The following is a 14026-nucleotide window of genomic DNA, read 5'->3' on the forward strand; positions in this document are numbered from 1 at the left end:
CCTCGCACAGCGCGAGCCTTCGGCATACAGGTCGCGAACGAGTTCGACGGGGGTCCTGACGTCGAGCGCGTCGACGAGGTCGTGGATGCCGGGGTGGCGAGGTGGCGGGGCAGGACCTCGACCACGTCGTGGTCGTCGAGATCGTCCAGAGGGCTGAGTGACACAAGGTCCTTTCGGCGGGGGGGGGAGTTGCTGGTCGTGGGCATCGGCGGATCAGCGGCGCGCTGCCGTGCGTGGGGCGGCGGGCGCCGGAGGAAGGGTGGCCGTGCTCCAGCGGGGGACGCTACGGGTGCCGAGTGCTGGCGAGCGGCGGGTGAAGGCGCGCTGGACGTCGAGCGGGGTCGGAGCTGGGGGCGCGGGCGGTGTGACGGGAGTGAGCTGTGCGGCCTCGCGCAGCCCAGGGAGCATCGAGTCCCTCCAGCGTGGCAGGGGCGCCGGGTCGGACACGCTCTGGGTGATGGCCTTCACTAGAACGGTGGGGGTGTTGGTGGTGGCGGTGGCGTACCAGCGGGCATACCCGTTCTTCGGTCCTCCCCACAGGTGCCAGCGGGCCTCCAGGGTGGTGAGTTCCTTCTCCGGATCGAGGCGGCCGGTGGTGTACTCACAGGTGGCCATCCCGTCCGGGGACTGCAGTTCCATCACGCCCCAGCGCGGGTGCTGAAACTGCCAGCCGTTTTTGATGAGCGGGACGACGGCGTCGAAGGCGCCGAGCTCGGGGTCCTTGAGGTCGGGCTCGGCAAGGTAGATGTCGGGGCCGGCGGTGTACGCCTGAGCGAGGGCGGTGGTGAAGGCGGTGACGAACTCCGTGGGCGCGGTGTCGTTGAAACTGACGCCCCACGCGGGCGGGGCGAAGCGGTCGCGGTAGGCGTTGATCCGCCACAGGCCGTCGTCGTCGCCCTCGGGCAGGAATCCGAGTCGGACGCGGTGGTCGGGCGCAGTGACGTAGGCGTTGGCGAGGTTGTCGTGATGGAGGTCGAAGCCAAGCGCGAGGAGCGGCTCCAGCGCGGGGTCTGCATCGCAAGTGCTGCCTGCGAGGTAGCGCGGGGATACGTAGTTGTCGCCGTCGATCTCTTCGGTGTCGGGCACGAAAGTCCTGAGGTTGAGGATGGGGGGATGAGCACGCGGTTCTGGTCAGGTACGCGTGCTGTTCGCAAGTGCGGGCAGCAACTGGTGTTCCAGGTCTGCGGGTTGGCCGGCGTAGTGCAGGGCGCGCAGGCCCAACTCGGCGGCGGCCCTGCAGTTGTCCTCGCGGTCGTCGACGAACAGCACGCGTCCCGGGTCGGCGACGCCGGTGGCCGCCAGGGCGTGCTCGTACACGGCCGAATCGGGCTTGCACCGGCCCAGGCGGGCGGAGTACAGGGCGTCACTCATCAGATCGCGCCGCCAGTTGGTGGCGTCCAGAACGTCGCTGAGATGGGCCGGGGCGTTGGAGAGCAGCACCAGAGGCAGCCCCGCGGCCCGGGCGCGGTACAGGATGTCGAGGACGCGCGGGTCGGTACGGGTCCACATGGCGGTATCGGCGGCCCGCAGCGTGCGCAGCCACCGCGCGCCGGGATGGTGCCCGAGCACCTTCGCCCAGTAGGCGAGATCGCTCAGTTCGCCTGCGTCGTACGCGTTCCGGGGGGCCCAGAAGGCTTCTTGGAAGGAGGGAAGGTGTCGGTCGGGCCACTCGGCGAGGTCGGCGAGGCGGGTCCACATGCCGGTGCTGGGCTGGAGTCCGAGGACTCCGTTGTAGTCGAGGAGTAGGGCGTCCACGCCGTTCGGGGAGACGGAGGTGTGGGTCAAGGGGTGGGTTTCTCCAGGGCTTTGGGAGCGAGGGCGGCGACGGCGGCGGCGAGGAGGGCGGGCAGCAGCAGCGCGTGCGGCAGGGCGGTGATGGTGGCGAGCGCGCCGATGAGGGCGGGTCCGGCGAGCAGGCCGACGTAGCCGGTGACCGCGACGGTGGCGACCGCGCGGGGGCCGCCGATGCCTGCGGCGGTGATCAGGCTGGGGATGGTGACGGACAACCCCAGGCCGAAGGCCGCCCACCCCAGGAGGGCAAAGGCGATGGTGGAGCCAGCAAGCCCGGTTGCGAGGCCGAGCGCGGCCAGGGCGGCGCCGGCCCGGACAACAGCGGGAGCGCCGAAGCGGGCCGTGAGCCGGTCTCCGGCGAGGCGACCGGCGGCCATGGCGGCGCTGTAGACGCCGTACGCCACGGCGCTGGTCGCGGCGGTCGCACCGAGGTCGTGCAGGTGGACGGCAGCCCAGTCGGCAGCGGCCCCCTCGCCCAGCAGGGTTCCGGCCGCCAGTGCGCCCAGCAGCCACAACCGGGGCCGCGACAGCCCCCCGCGCTCGTCCAAGCCCGGTGCCACACGGTTGTGGACGGGCTCGAGTCCAGGGCTGGCAAGACAGCGGGTAAGGCGCGTCGCTGCACCTGCCGCCGTGGCGGCGATGGCTGCGACGCCGGCGAACAGGACGGTGTGCGGGGTGTGGGCGGTGGCTGAGGCCAGCGCGGCGCCTGTGAGTCCGCCGAGGCTGAAACTCGCGTGCAACCGGCCCATGATCGGGCGGCCGTGAGCGTCCTGGCAGCGGACCGCAGCGGCATTGACTGCGACGTCGAGGACGCCGTGCGCGGCGCCGAAGACAAACGCCGCCACCAGGAGGCTCTCCATGCTGCGGCATACCCCGAGGATGGCAAGGCAGACGGCGAGAGCGATGGCACCGCCGGTCAGCAGTGCGGGCAGGCGGGCCGGGTGGGCGAGGCGTCCGCCGGTCTGGAGTCCAGCGACCATGCCGAGGGCAGCGGCCAGCAGGACCAGTGCGAGCCCGGCGGTGCTTACCTCGGCGGTGTTCTGAACGGCCGGCATGCGTGCGCCCCAGACGGCCATCACCACACCCAAGCCGGCAAAGTACCCGGTCAGCAGACGGCGGCTGCGCGCCAGCTCGGGCCCCGCAGTCTGGTTCACGCGGCGTGCTCCCGGGCGAGCGGGGCCGCCTGCGCGACCGTGGCCACCTGGACGTCGAGGTTGCGGTACGCCTCCTGGGCGCGGGCTTGGGCGATGGTGGCGGTCTGCCCGGTGGTGATCAGGTAGCCGATGCGAGCGGTGAACAGATCGCCCCCGTCCTGCGGCAGCACAAGCTGGTCGCCGGCCTGTCGCTGGAAGCGCACGCGCTCCACTTCCCCGGTGGGTTCCGTGACACAGCGAGCGGTGAGGGTGCCGGAGTAGGCCGGGTAAATGAAGCGGATCGCCGCGGCCTGGTGGCGAGTCGGCGTCAGGTCGGGAGTATGTCCGCAGGCGATGTCTGCGCCGGCACGGGCGAGGTCGACGCCGGTGGCCAGGTGGACGAGGTGGCTGATCATGTCGCCGGCGATCCGGGCGTTGACCTCGATGAGGCGGGGGCGGCCGTCGACCACGCGCATCTCGACGTGGCTGACGCCGTCGGTGACATCGAGGGCGTCGAGTGCCGCGACGGCGGCCGGGGCCACGGTGGGAAGGAGCGGGTCGTTCGCATCGACCATGTGCGCCAGCTCCTCGAAGTGGGGCGGCATGCCGACGGTCTTGCGGGTGACAGCGACGACAGTGGTCTGTCCCTGGTGGGTGACGCACTCGACGCTCACCTCCGGGCCGTCGAGGTATTCCTCGACCAGAACCTGGGTGCTCTCCACTCCGTAGCTGGCGGTCTTGGCGGCGAAGGCGTACGCGGCTGGCAGCTGGTCGGCGGTGTCGACGCGGATGACGCCCATGCTCGCGGCGTGCGCGGCGGGTTTGAGGACGACGGGGAAGCCGATGCGCCGGGCGGCGGCCTCCGCTTCGTGCTCGGTGCGCACGCTGACGGAGGCGGCGGAGGGCACCCCGTGGCGGGCGAACAGGCTGCGGCTCGTGTGCTTGTTGCGGCAGCCCTGGAGGGCCTCCGGAGCGGTGGTGGGCAGGCCGAGCCGACGGGCCAGGCGGGCGACGGGGATGAGATACCACTCGGTCCACGTCATCACGCCGGCCAGCGCGTGCCGATCGGCCAGCGCGTGCCCGGCCGCGGTCAGCGCGGCCTGATCGGCGGGGTCGGCGACCTCGTAGTCGAGGAGGAACTCCTTCTCCCAGGTCGGCTCGGCGCCGGAGATCAGGACGACGTCGTAGTGGGCGGCGACGTCCTGAAGGCAGGTGCCGCGATACGCCTGAGCCTCCATGTCGGTGGCGGCAACGACCAGGACGACGGGGCGAGAGGACAACAAGGCTCCAAACAGTGCGGGGGAACGGAGAGCTGATGCAGGGCGCCTGGGTGGGGGTGCGGCGGCGTCGCAGCTCGAAGGCGGACGCCCACTGGGGGTGGTCCTCGATCAACTTGCGGGCGTACAGGGCGGTGAAGGAGTTGTTCAGTCCGCGCACGCCCGCGGGCAGCTGCCAGCCCAGGTCCCAAGAGGTCAGGTGAGAGAAGTTCGCAGGGCGGGGGTGGCGCGCAGCCGGGCGAAGGCGGCGAAGAGGCCCAGGGCCTGCAGTGCGGCGCAGAGGGTGATCACGTGGCCGAGCTGGGCGGGCGGCACGGTGGCGACGAGGACACCGGCGATGGGGAAGGGCAGCAGGAGCAGCAGGATGGTCAGCGACAGGGTGGCGCCGAACACCGGTGCGGGGATGAGGCGGGAGCGCAGCGTGCGCAGCACGACGGTCATGCCGCCCTCGCCGGCCATGAGGACGGCGATCAGGGTGAGATAGCTGCCGTAGGTGTCGGCGAAGGAGACGGCCAGGCACGCCAAGGCGGCGATCGTGGCGGACACGGCGCCGACCGGCCACAGGCCGAAGCGGTCGATCGCCCGGCGGCACAGGGCGACCGCGAGGAGAGAGGCGACGGCGGCTGCCGACCAGATGAGCCCGACGTTGGCCGTGGAGTGTCCGAGCTGTTTGACGATGATCACTGGGGTGGCGGCCTGCAGCAGGCCGACGGTTAGGTTGGAGACGGTCAGTCCGGTCACCAGCCAGCCGAGGGCCGGTAGCGCGCGGAGGGTCGACCAGCCGGTGTGCAGCCCCTTAAGGACGGGCTGCGGCGCGGCGGGTTTGCTCCGGTGGCGCTGGCGCGGGGCCAAGACGCTGGTGAGCAGCGAGAAGACGGCGATCACGATCAGCATTCCGGTGGCGCCGGCCCACTGCAGGAGCAGCCCGGCGAGTGCGGGGCCGACCAGCGTGGCGAACTGGTCGATGCCGAGCAGCACCGACTGAACGCGGTGGGCGCGGGCGCCGGCCTCGCGGCCGGCGACTCCGCCCGCGGTCTCGGCCGCGATGTAGGAGCATTCAGTGAGGATCCCGGTGGACGCGGCGAGCAGCATGACGGTGACCGTCGCGCTGAGGCCCGCCTGCGTTGGCAAGATGAACGCGGTGGCCAGGACAACCACGGCCCGGCCCGCAGAGGCGAAACGGAGCACGGCGGTGGTCCCGTGGCGGTCGACCAGAACCCCTGCGAAGGCGAACGAACCCAGTCTCGGCACCCATTCCAGCGCGAACGCGAGGCCGGTCAGGGTGGCCGAGTTGGTGGTGGCCAGTACCAGCAGCGGAATGCCGTAGGTGGCCATGGCGAACGCGGCAGCGTCCGTGCTGCGCGGCAAGTAGATGCCGCGCAGCAGAGTGGGGACCGGGCGACGGGCATGCCAAGGTCCGACACGGGATCTCACGCAGCGCGCCCCGATTCCTCCGCCGCACAGGAGGAGCGGGCGATGTCCTGGTGCAGGACGCGGGGGTACGCCGTAAGCCACTCGGACAGCGCCGCGCGCGGAGCCGACGGTTCGGTCGCTGCGCGGGAGTGCCCCGGGCCGTCGTCCTGCATCTGGAAGGCGTGCTGGACGCGCGCGACGAAGTCACTGGTACGGCTGGGTAGTTGGTTGCTTCGGGCCCAGCGTGCTGCGGTGTCGTACACCTCGGCCAGGTCCTTGCCGCTCGCGGTGAGCTGGTAGCGGGCCAAGGCGTGTCCGCGGGCGTGGATGAGGCCGAGGTCGCGTGCAGTGTCGATGGCGTGGCGCAGTTGTCCGCTGGTGAGGTCGCCGAGGGCGCCCTGCAGGCTGCCGCGTTGGCGACTGATAGGGCCGTTGTCGTCGATCTCGGTGATCAGGCGTATCAGGCCAGGCAGGGACAGGGTCCGGATCGCTCGGCGTTCGCGCAGGACGCTGGCGGGCAGGGCGGCGGTCATCGGCGCCGCCCTCCCGCCGGTGTGATGGGGCGGGCGGGTATCTGGTGGGAGAAGAGGTCGCTGGACTTCCACTCCAGGCCGTTGGGCGGCGGGGTGGCGGCCAGGGCAGGGACAGCAGACTGCGCGGCCGGAACTGCGGGCGCAGGCAGGCGCGTCGGGGTGGTCGCCCACGGGCCGGAGCGGGTCTGGGACGGGGCGGTCCCCGGTCGGCGAAACGGCTCGGCCCCGCCGGACGGGAGGACAGCCCACGCAGTGATGGCCTGGAAGACGGGGGCGAGCGCCTGGCCGCTGGCGGACAGCTGGAAGTCGCCGCTGCCGGTGGCCGTGACGAGGCCGTCGGCGACCAAACGGTCCAGGGGCTTGTAGACGGCGTTCAGCCCGTAGCCGGGCATGGCTTCGGTGGCCAGGGCCTTGGCGCTCGCACGACCCCGGACCTGCAGGGTCATAAGGATCGGGGTGGCATGCCGCGGGGCGATCAGAGTGATCGTGTCGTCGATGTTCTGGGCCGGGGGGATCCGCTCGGGCTCCAGCTCACCGATGGCCTTGCTCGTGACGAGCTGCTTCTCCAGGTAGGTGTCGCCCCAAGAGGCGATCACGGCCAGGACGGGGAGCAGCTCGGCGCCGCGGCCAGTGAGGCCGTAGGTGACGTGGCGCGGGGCGTACTCCGTGCGTTCGACCACGCCGGCGTTGGTGAGGTGGCGCAGCCGGGGGTGGAGCTGGCCGTCGGCGAGCCACGGCAGCCGGGGTTTGATCTCGGCGTAGCGCAGCGGCTGGGAGGAAAGGGTCATCAGCACCCACACACTCCAGCGCGGGGCGAGCAGATCCAGCGTCTTGGTGACGCTGGAGTAGTCGTTCGGGGTGGTGGGGGGCTGAGCGGTGGTGGCCAAGGATGGGGCTCCTCAAGCAGTGCGGGCAGATCAGCGGGTGCGGGAGGCGGCGGTCGCCGGGGCGGCGGGTACGGGCACAGCCGGCGGTGGGGTGTCGGGGGCCGGTGCGCGGCGCAGTCCCGCCAGGACCGCGCCGGTGTTCTTGGCGTAGGCGTCACGGGCGGCGACGGACTCGGCAATGCGGCGGGCGCAATCAACGATGTGACCGGCGGCAAAACGGCCGATCTCCCGCTCAGGGGCGATGAGTTCGCGCAGCCTCTCCAGCTGGAAGGCGATGTTGCGCTCAGCGAGCACCAGGTCGCTGTGACTGCCGGTTAGCGCGGCGAGCAGGGTGGCATCGGGGGTGCTGTCGGCGAGCGCTTCGAGCTCACCGAGCGACTGTCCGAACAGCGCCTCGATGCGCTGGGCGATGATCTCGGAGATGGCGTGGGCGGTGGCGTCGGGCTCGGGCAATCGGCGGGCTTTCAGGGACGGTGGGTCCGCACCGCCCCGGCACGGCCGGTTGCCGGGGCGGGCGGAGCAGTGGTGGTGATCTTCGGTTGGGCGAACTGCACCGGCTGCGCGGGGCGTTGATCGGGAGCGGGCATGGTCCGCAGGAGGTCGTCGAGGGCGGCGACGTAGCCATCCCGGCCAGCCAGGGCCGCTTCCAGCCACTGGGCGTCCCAGCGCAGGTCCTCGGCGGACAGGTCGCAGAGGTCGCGGTCGCAGGACATCGAGGCGTGGACGCGATCACGTACGCGGACGACCTGTTCTTCGGCGACCGCGAGAAAGCTGCGCAGTTCCAGCGCACGGTGGAGGGCGGCGCAGACCTCAAGATGGGCTGCCTGCGCATACAGTTCGGCGACGGAGGCACCGAACGCCTCCTCCAGCGCGGTGTCGCGGCTGGTGGACTTGTCGATGACGCTCATCGCGTCACCCCGCGCGTCGGGATACCCCGCTCGCCGGGCAGTGCGGGCGCCGAGGTGGGCAGCGCCGGAGCGCGGCGCGCGGCGGGGCTGGCACCACGCCAGGCGCCCGGCCCGCGCTTGCCCGGGGCGAGGGGGTCGAGGAGGAAGTTCACGACCATCACGCGACCGTCACGTGCAGTGACAGCGGCGTTAACCTGGTGCGCCAACTCCATGACAGCGTCGTCAAGTTCGCCCGGGTGCGTGCCGAGCGCCTCGACGAGCGCGTCCTCTGCGGTGTCGAGTGCGTCCTGGGTTTCGGCGAGCAGGCCGTACCAGTGCACGACACTGGTGGCGTCGGGGTTGGCCTGTGGTGCCGCCTGAACCGCCCGGCGCAGATCGGCGAGAGGCATCTGGAAGCGGTCCTCGATCCGCTCAGTGACGACGCCCATCACGTCCTCGCTGAACTCGGGCACGGAGAGGCTCCTTTCATTCGCTGTTCGGGGGGGGCGGAAAAATGCCCTGCAAATCCGGTCCGTGCGGGAGCGGTCCGCGAACCCGGATGCCGGATAGGGGAACTGCGGGCCGGTCTGCTAGTCCAGGCACATGGCTGTGTCGCGGTAGACGTACGTTCCGGACACCCACCCCTTTACGCCGGTGGTCTTGTCCGTGATGTAGCGCCAGTTCCCGCTGCTCTTGTGGACGGTGAACTTGTGGCTGCGGTAGAGCACGCCGAGCGCCGTGGACTTGGAGGACGCCTTGGAGCGGATCGTTACAGCCTTCGCGTGCACCTTGTACGGGAGCGGCTTTGCCGAGCAGCTGCTGACGGTGGTTGCGGCGCTGGCGGTGGGGATGGAGACGAGCGGGAGAGTGAGCGCGCCGAGAACGGCGGCGGAGACGGCTATGCGGCTGGTGCGCATGGGGAATTGACCTCCACGAAAATAGGGAAGGGATTGCGGAAGCGGACCCGGGCTGATGCCGTGCGGGCCGAGAACAAGAGTCCGGAGAATCCCCGGTTTCGGTAACCGGGGATTGCGTGCTATGTTCCGCGCCGTCTAGCTCAGGGCAGGCGGCATTTCACCAGGCGAGGAGGGGAAAGCCGGTGGGTAGCCGCGAATTCAGCGGCTCGGACCGCGCGGTGGAGCGGGGTGCGCGGGCAGAGCGGGGACGCCTGGAGCGATGGTGTGGCGGGCTGGCGGTGACGTGGCTGGCAGCGGGATCGCCTCGCCGTTCCAGTGCGCTTCCCACCACTGGGTGGCTGCCTCGAAGGTGGCGAAGGCGCCCTCGCGCAGGGTGTGCGTCCACGCGTCGGTGTCGACCTCTTCGAGCAGTACCCGGAACGGCAGTGGCGCCTTCTCGTCGATGGCGCGCAGCAGCACGGTGGTCTCGATCGGCTCGGCGTCGTGCGTGTAGCTGGTCAGCAGGGCGAAATGGTCGCCGTCGCTGCGCAGTCGCTTCTCCAGGGCGCGGGTGGCCTGGTTGGCGGGCGTGGTGCCCATGCCGTCGGGCAGGAGGATCTTGTCCTCGGGGCAGCCGCGGGCGATCAGCCAGGACTGGGCCATGGACGGCAGTGGCAGTTCCTTGTGCGTGAAGCGGAAGGTGCGCGCCGCCGAGTCGCGTTTGAGGTGCAGGGCGACGATCTGTGGTTCCCCGGGGATGCCCCAGGTGACGGCGCGGTTGTGCATCACGTAGAAGCTGTGCTCGCCGTCCTCGGTGTGGTGCTCGGCCAGCCGGGTGAGCATGTCCTGCTCGATGGTGATGTGCTGCCAGAACTGGTCGGCGACGTGGTCGTTGACGGCCTCATATCCGTCGAGGCGGAAATCTGGTTCGTAGGTGGGCATCGGTGCTTTCGGTGCGACGACGCCATGGGCGTCGTGGGCAGGGTGTGTTCAGCTGTTCACCGACGCAGGTGTGCGGGAGCGCGTGATGGCGCTGGCCGGGGCGACGGCGTGGTGCCGGGCGGGCCTGCGGGGCGCGGGGCGGCAAGGACGGCGCGGCCGGCGTCGGTGAGGGTGACGGGCTGGCCGGCGTGCACTGGGTGGGAGGTGTCGCGGTCTACGAGGCCGCTCGCCTGTAGGCGCTGCAGCTGGGCGTAGGAGATGCGGGTGCGGGAGGGGGTGACCACGGCGAGCCGGTGGGTGAGGAGGTTCTCGTGGAGCTTGGCGCCCTGGGCGATGGCGAGCAGGGCCGCGAAGTCTTTCGTCGGCACCTGCCGTGGCGCTCTTCGCGGGGCGGCGCCTTCGATCGGCTCCAGCGCGGCGGCGGCCTTGGCCTGCTCGGTGTCGCGCTCGTCGATGGCGTGCGCCAGCTGGTCGACCGTGCGCTCGATCCGGACCAACAGCGCCTGATCGACGGGGAACTCGCCGGACACCAGGCGGGCGAGACGGGCGCGGTGGAAGGTGACGTCCCGCTCGGCCCGGAAGAGGTCGCGGTGGGCGTCCGCCAGCGCCGAATGGGGTGCGTCGAGGAGACCGGCCTCGCGGTGCCGCCACAGCGTCTCGATGCTGCACCCTGCGGCCGTCTCGATCCTGTGGTCGAGCACCGTGCGCGGGTGGCGATCGGGCGAGGGTGCGGACGGTGAGCTCATGTCGGAGCGGTTCCTGTGTGCGGGAGAGCGTCCGGGGCGCGCGCGTCCAGGGCGATGCGGACCTCGACGTAGGGGCCCTCGCGGGTGCGCCGAGTGGGCCCCAGACGCTCCAGGAGCCGGAGCATCGGCGCGTTGGACGCCTGCGTGAACGCGGTGAGGGTGTGTGCCCCGCGCGTGCGGGCCACTCGGGCCGCCTGCCGGGCCAGGGCCGTTCCGATGCCGCTGCGGTGGTGGTCGTCGGCGACTTGCAGTCCGAGGTCGACGACGTCCGGCTCCCGGCTGACGGGCCCGACGCAGACGAGGGCCAGTGGCCGCTCGTCCGCGTCGAGTCCGATCCAGCACTGCGCCTGGGCGAGCAGCCGTGTCAGGTCGCGCGGCGTGAGGCGGGTTCGGCCCCAGCGGCGCAGCAGGTTCTGTTCAGAACACTGCGCGTGGAAGGCGTCGACCAGGTCCCAGTCCGCCGCCGTCACCTCGCGGGTACGCGCGAGGGCGGGGTGGGTCAGCAGGAGCAGTCCGGGCGGGCGGCCTGCAGGTCGCCGCGCCGGTAGGCCCGGTAGCGGCTGCCGTCGACGTTGCGCGGCTTGCGGGACTGGACTCCGTAGGGGCGCAGGAGCAGAGCGAGGCGGACCGGGGTGAGGTCGGCGTAGCGCCAGCATCCATCGGCCTCGCCGGGCAGCTCACGCAGGCGCGCGACCAGCTCCGCGGTGCTCACATACTCCGCTGCACCCAGGACGTCGAAGATGTCAAGGCAGGCGTGGACAATCGTCCTCGGCCGGCTCGGGCAGGTCAGGAACTCCCCGCACGTGGCCTCGTGGAGGTCATCGAAGCCGTCGAGGTCGTCGGGACCCTCCAGATCCTCGAAGTCGGGATCGAGGTCCGGATCGAAGTCGGGCTCTTCGTCCTCCACCGGCTCGCACTCGCTGGGCGGTTCGTGCTCGTACGCAGCCGCGCAGCAGCAGGAGTTGGACAGCAGCGCGCGCAACTCGGCTCCGGCTGCCATCCGTTCGATCAGCAGGTCGGTGAGCGTGTCGAGCTGCTCGGTGGCACTGACGCCGACGGGACGGTCGGCGCCGGACAGAGCGGCGAGCTGCCGGTCGAGGTCCTGGATCTCGACGAACACATCGACGATGGCGCGGTGGTGCGGGTTCTCGGTGACCTCGGTCGGCGCCAGTACGGCGGCGGCGACCTGGTCGATCAGGGTGGGGAACTGCGTCAACGAATGGGGCCCTTCAGGGTCGGGGGCAGTGCGGGTCGGGGAAGGTCGGGCATCGCGTACGGCGGTGGTCCTGGCTTGGGGATGGGCTGGCGCGCTCCCAGCTGCGGTGAGCGGGTGCGGGCCGCGTGGGTGCGCTCGCCCAAGGACCGCCGGGTGATGCCGAGGCGGGCGCGGGCGGTGTCGTACACGTCGTGGGCTTCCCGCGGGCGTACGGCCACGACGTGGATATCGGTGGTGTGCGTGGAGTTGGCAGGCGCCGGCCGCTGGGCGTAAACGATGCGCCACGCATTGCGGTGATCGACGTAGACCTTGCGGCATCCGGCGAGATCGCGGGTGAGTTTGGCGCCGAACAGGCGGGCGTTGACGACGTCCTGGAGCTGGGCGAGCGCCAGGTCGCGGATGTCGCTGGGGGCCTGGAGAAGGTCGGTCAGGGCGCGCGGGTCGAAGGAGAGACCGAAGGCGGGCCGGTCGTGGCCGCTCATCCGTCCCCCTGGCCGGGTGCGCCGTTCTCCTCGGACTCTGCGGTTTCGGCGGTGGTCCGGCTCGACGGCGGCGGTCCGGGCAGCAGGCGGTGGGCGGGGCGGTCCGGATCGGTCATGCACGCGGAGAGCGGCCCGCCAGCAGCTCTGACGGTGGCCATGGCGTGGGTGAGGAAGTCCCGGTGCCAGACGAACAGGCCGGACAGACCGGCCTCGGGATCCTTGTGCTGCTGGTAGGCCAGCCACAGGGCGTGGAGCCAGGCGACGACGTCGGCGTGTTCCTGCCACTGCTCGCACCACGGGGCGGCGGTGGTGACCTCCGCCCCGTAGACCCGGACGAGGAAGTCATCCACCCAGTCGGACAGCGCGTCGAGTTCGTCTTCGTACTCCTCGCCCTCCAGTTCCAGGATCGGGCGGGGCTCCGGCGGGGCGCTCTGCGGCGGCAGGCCCGCGAACCCCGGCATGCCGAAGGCGCCGAACGGTGAGTCCCTGGGCGGCGGTGCGGAGGCGAGGCTGTCGAGCTGGCGGGCCTGCTCGGCAGATTGGTCCAGCAGTCTGCGGACGCTCGCCTCAATACTCTCCAGATCGGACTCCGGCAGCCGGACCGGTTCCATCTCCCCGTCCTCCGGGGGGTCTATGGATTCAGGCACGAAAAGGGGCCTCCTTGAGCCGCGGCCGTTGGGCGTGAATTGCGGCTCAAACCATCCGGAGAATCCCCGGTTTCGGTAACCGGGACTGTGCTGCTATAATGCCCCGCGCGGCACGGCCATGGTGTGACGGGCCACGCACCACAGGCCGTGCCCGCGCTGCACGACAGGGCTCAGGATGTGAGGGTCAAGTCGTCCTGGGACAAAGTCTGTTGCAGCGTTTCGGTGAGCCGGTCGGCGGCTATCTCGGCGTAGTGCTTGGTCTTCTCGACGCCGATGAAATCACGGCCCTCCAGCAGGGCCGCGACTCCCGTCGAGCCCGAGCCGCAGGTGAAGTCGAGGACCGTGCCGCCGGGCGGGGAGATCTGCACCAGCTCCCGCATGACGGAGACGGGCTTCTGCGTGATGTGCTGTCGACTCTTTCCCGACGGCTGCGAGGCGCTGTACAGACCGGGCAGGTAGACCGGGTTCCTGGAGGCGTCGATCGGTCCGTTGCTGGCCCAGACGACGAATTCACAGTTCTGGGTGAAGCGCCCCTTCTGAGGCCTGGCCTGCGGCTTGTGCCAGGCGAGCACGCCCCGCCAGAGCCAGCCGGCGGCCTGGATGGCATCCGTGGTGATCGGCAGCTGCCGCCAGTCGGTGAACAGCAGCGCCGTGCCGCCAATCTTGGTGAGCCGGTGAGCCTCGGTCATGATCTGGGTCAGCCAGAAGCCGTAGCTCCGCTGATCCATGTTCTCGCCTGTGAAGTCCGGCAGTTCGTGACCTGCGTCGGCGGAGGTGTACTTCTGCTTCGCGCTGCGGGAGGTGCGCTCCTTGGCCGTTCGCCCGCCGCTGTTGTACGGCGGGTCGGTGATGACGGAGTCGACGCAGTCGTCCGGCAGTTCGGCGAGGACGCCGAGCGCGTCGCCCTGGTGCAGGGAAAAAGGCAAAGAGATACCCCAATTCGGGTCGGGTGAGGTGAGGGAGAGACGCTCCGGCCCGCCTGGATAACCCGCGGGACCGCATGCGGGCAGGAAGGCACTGCGGGCCGCGCAGCGGCGGGGGCGAGGGGAGGAGCCAAAACTGTAGGGCACGATCCCCGGTTGAGCGCTATCGCCGCCGAAAACCCCGAAAATGGAGCCTTGATCAGAGACGATTTCGGCAACCGGGGATCCGCCCTTAGTGTTTTGGAACTGCCCG

18 protein-coding genes are annotated in these 14026 nt (G+C 70.8%); all 18 read right to left on the reverse strand.

Features of this window, described 5'->3' with window-relative positions:
* Window positions 1–213: 213 nt before the first annotated feature.
* Window positions 214–1086, reverse strand: a complete 873-nt coding sequence (locus tag OHS71_RS09165; protein WP_328478677.1) for a DUF317 domain-containing protein — start codon at window positions 1084–1086, stop codon at window positions 214–216.
* A gap of 45 nt (window positions 1087–1131) precedes the next feature.
* Entirely contained in the window at window positions 1132–1785 is a 654-nt protein-coding gene (locus OHS71_RS09170; protein WP_328478679.1) for an HAD family hydrolase, read from the reverse strand.
* Window positions 1782–2945: an MFS transporter gene (locus OHS71_RS09175; RefSeq protein ID WP_328478681.1), complete on the reverse strand. Its 1164-nt coding sequence runs from the start codon at window positions 2943–2945 to the stop codon at window positions 1782–1784. The genes OHS71_RS09170 and OHS71_RS09175 overlap by 4 nt, the downstream gene beginning before the upstream one ends.
* Window positions 2942–4162, reverse strand: coding sequence for an ATP-grasp domain-containing protein (locus tag OHS71_RS09180; RefSeq protein WP_328484451.1), 1221 nt, complete (start codon window positions 4160–4162; stop codon window positions 2942–2944). Before OHS71_RS09180 ends, OHS71_RS09175 begins: the two co-directional genes overlap by 4 nt.
* A gap of 234 nt (window positions 4163–4396) precedes the next feature.
* Complete coding sequence (locus tag OHS71_RS09185) at window positions 4397–5635, reverse strand: MFS transporter (RefSeq protein ID WP_328478683.1); 1239 nt, start codon at window positions 5633–5635, stop codon at window positions 4397–4399.
* Window positions 5632–6147: a hypothetical protein gene (locus OHS71_RS09190; RefSeq protein ID WP_328478685.1), complete on the reverse strand. Its 516-nt coding sequence runs from the start codon at window positions 6145–6147 to the stop codon at window positions 5632–5634. The genes OHS71_RS09185 and OHS71_RS09190 overlap by 4 nt, the downstream gene beginning before the upstream one ends.
* Complete coding sequence (locus OHS71_RS09195; protein ID WP_328478687.1) at window positions 6144–7034, reverse strand: winged helix-turn-helix transcriptional regulator; 891 nt, start codon at window positions 7032–7034, stop codon at window positions 6144–6146. Before OHS71_RS09195 ends, OHS71_RS09190 begins: the two co-directional genes overlap by 4 nt.
* Window positions 7035–7064: 30 nt before the next feature.
* Window positions 7065–7487 (reverse strand): hypothetical protein, encoded by a 423-nt coding sequence (locus OHS71_RS09200; RefSeq protein ID WP_328478689.1) that lies wholly within the window; start codon window positions 7485–7487, stop codon window positions 7065–7067.
* Window positions 7488–7498: 11 nt separating this feature from the next.
* Entirely contained in the window at window positions 7499–7942 is a 444-nt protein-coding gene (locus OHS71_RS09205) for a hypothetical protein (protein WP_328478691.1), read from the reverse strand.
* Complete coding sequence (locus OHS71_RS09210; protein ID WP_328478693.1) at window positions 7939–8394, reverse strand: hypothetical protein; 456 nt, start codon at window positions 8392–8394, stop codon at window positions 7939–7941. The genes OHS71_RS09205 and OHS71_RS09210 overlap by 4 nt, the downstream gene beginning before the upstream one ends.
* Window positions 8395–8511: 117 nt before the next feature.
* A complete protein-coding gene (locus OHS71_RS09215) occupies window positions 8512–8838 on the reverse strand; it encodes an SH3 domain-containing protein (protein WP_328478695.1) in 327 nt (108 codons plus the stop codon).
* A gap of 198 nt (window positions 8839–9036) precedes the next feature.
* Window positions 9037–9759 (reverse strand): hypothetical protein, encoded by a 723-nt coding sequence (locus OHS71_RS09220; RefSeq protein WP_328478697.1) that lies wholly within the window; start codon window positions 9757–9759, stop codon window positions 9037–9039.
* A gap of 56 nt (window positions 9760–9815) precedes the next feature.
* Window positions 9816–10505: a hypothetical protein gene (locus tag OHS71_RS09225; RefSeq protein ID WP_328478699.1), complete on the reverse strand. Its 690-nt coding sequence runs from the start codon at window positions 10503–10505 to the stop codon at window positions 9816–9818.
* The gene (locus OHS71_RS09230; protein WP_328478701.1) at window positions 10502–10975 is read right to left on the reverse strand and encodes a GNAT family N-acetyltransferase; all 474 of its coding nucleotides are present in this window, start codon (window positions 10973–10975) and stop codon (window positions 10502–10504) included. The genes OHS71_RS09225 and OHS71_RS09230 overlap by 4 nt, the downstream gene beginning before the upstream one ends.
* Window positions 10976–11004: 29 nt before the next feature.
* Entirely contained in the window at window positions 11005–11721 is a 717-nt protein-coding gene (locus OHS71_RS09235; RefSeq protein ID WP_328478703.1) for a DUF3631 domain-containing protein, read from the reverse strand.
* The gene (locus OHS71_RS09240) at window positions 11718–12203 is read right to left on the reverse strand and encodes a hypothetical protein (protein ID WP_328478705.1); all 486 of its coding nucleotides are present in this window, start codon (window positions 12201–12203) and stop codon (window positions 11718–11720) included. The genes OHS71_RS09235 and OHS71_RS09240 overlap by 4 nt, the downstream gene beginning before the upstream one ends.
* Window positions 12200–12814 carry a DUF4913 domain-containing protein gene (locus tag OHS71_RS09245; protein WP_328484452.1) on the reverse strand — a complete coding sequence of 205 codons (615 nt, stop codon included), beginning with the start codon at window positions 12812–12814 and terminating at the stop codon, window positions 12200–12202. The genes OHS71_RS09240 and OHS71_RS09245 overlap by 4 nt, the downstream gene beginning before the upstream one ends.
* A 206-nt stretch (window positions 12815–13020) precedes the next feature.
* Window positions 13021–13776, reverse strand: coding sequence for a DNA-methyltransferase (locus tag OHS71_RS09250; RefSeq protein WP_328478707.1), 756 nt, complete (start codon window positions 13774–13776; stop codon window positions 13021–13023).
* Window positions 13777–14026 lie beyond the last annotated feature (250 nt).

The sequence above is a fragment of the Streptomyces sp. NBC_00377 genome (assembly GCF_036075115.1).
Taxonomy (GTDB): Bacteria; Actinomycetota; Actinomycetes; order Streptomycetales; family Streptomycetaceae; genus Streptomyces.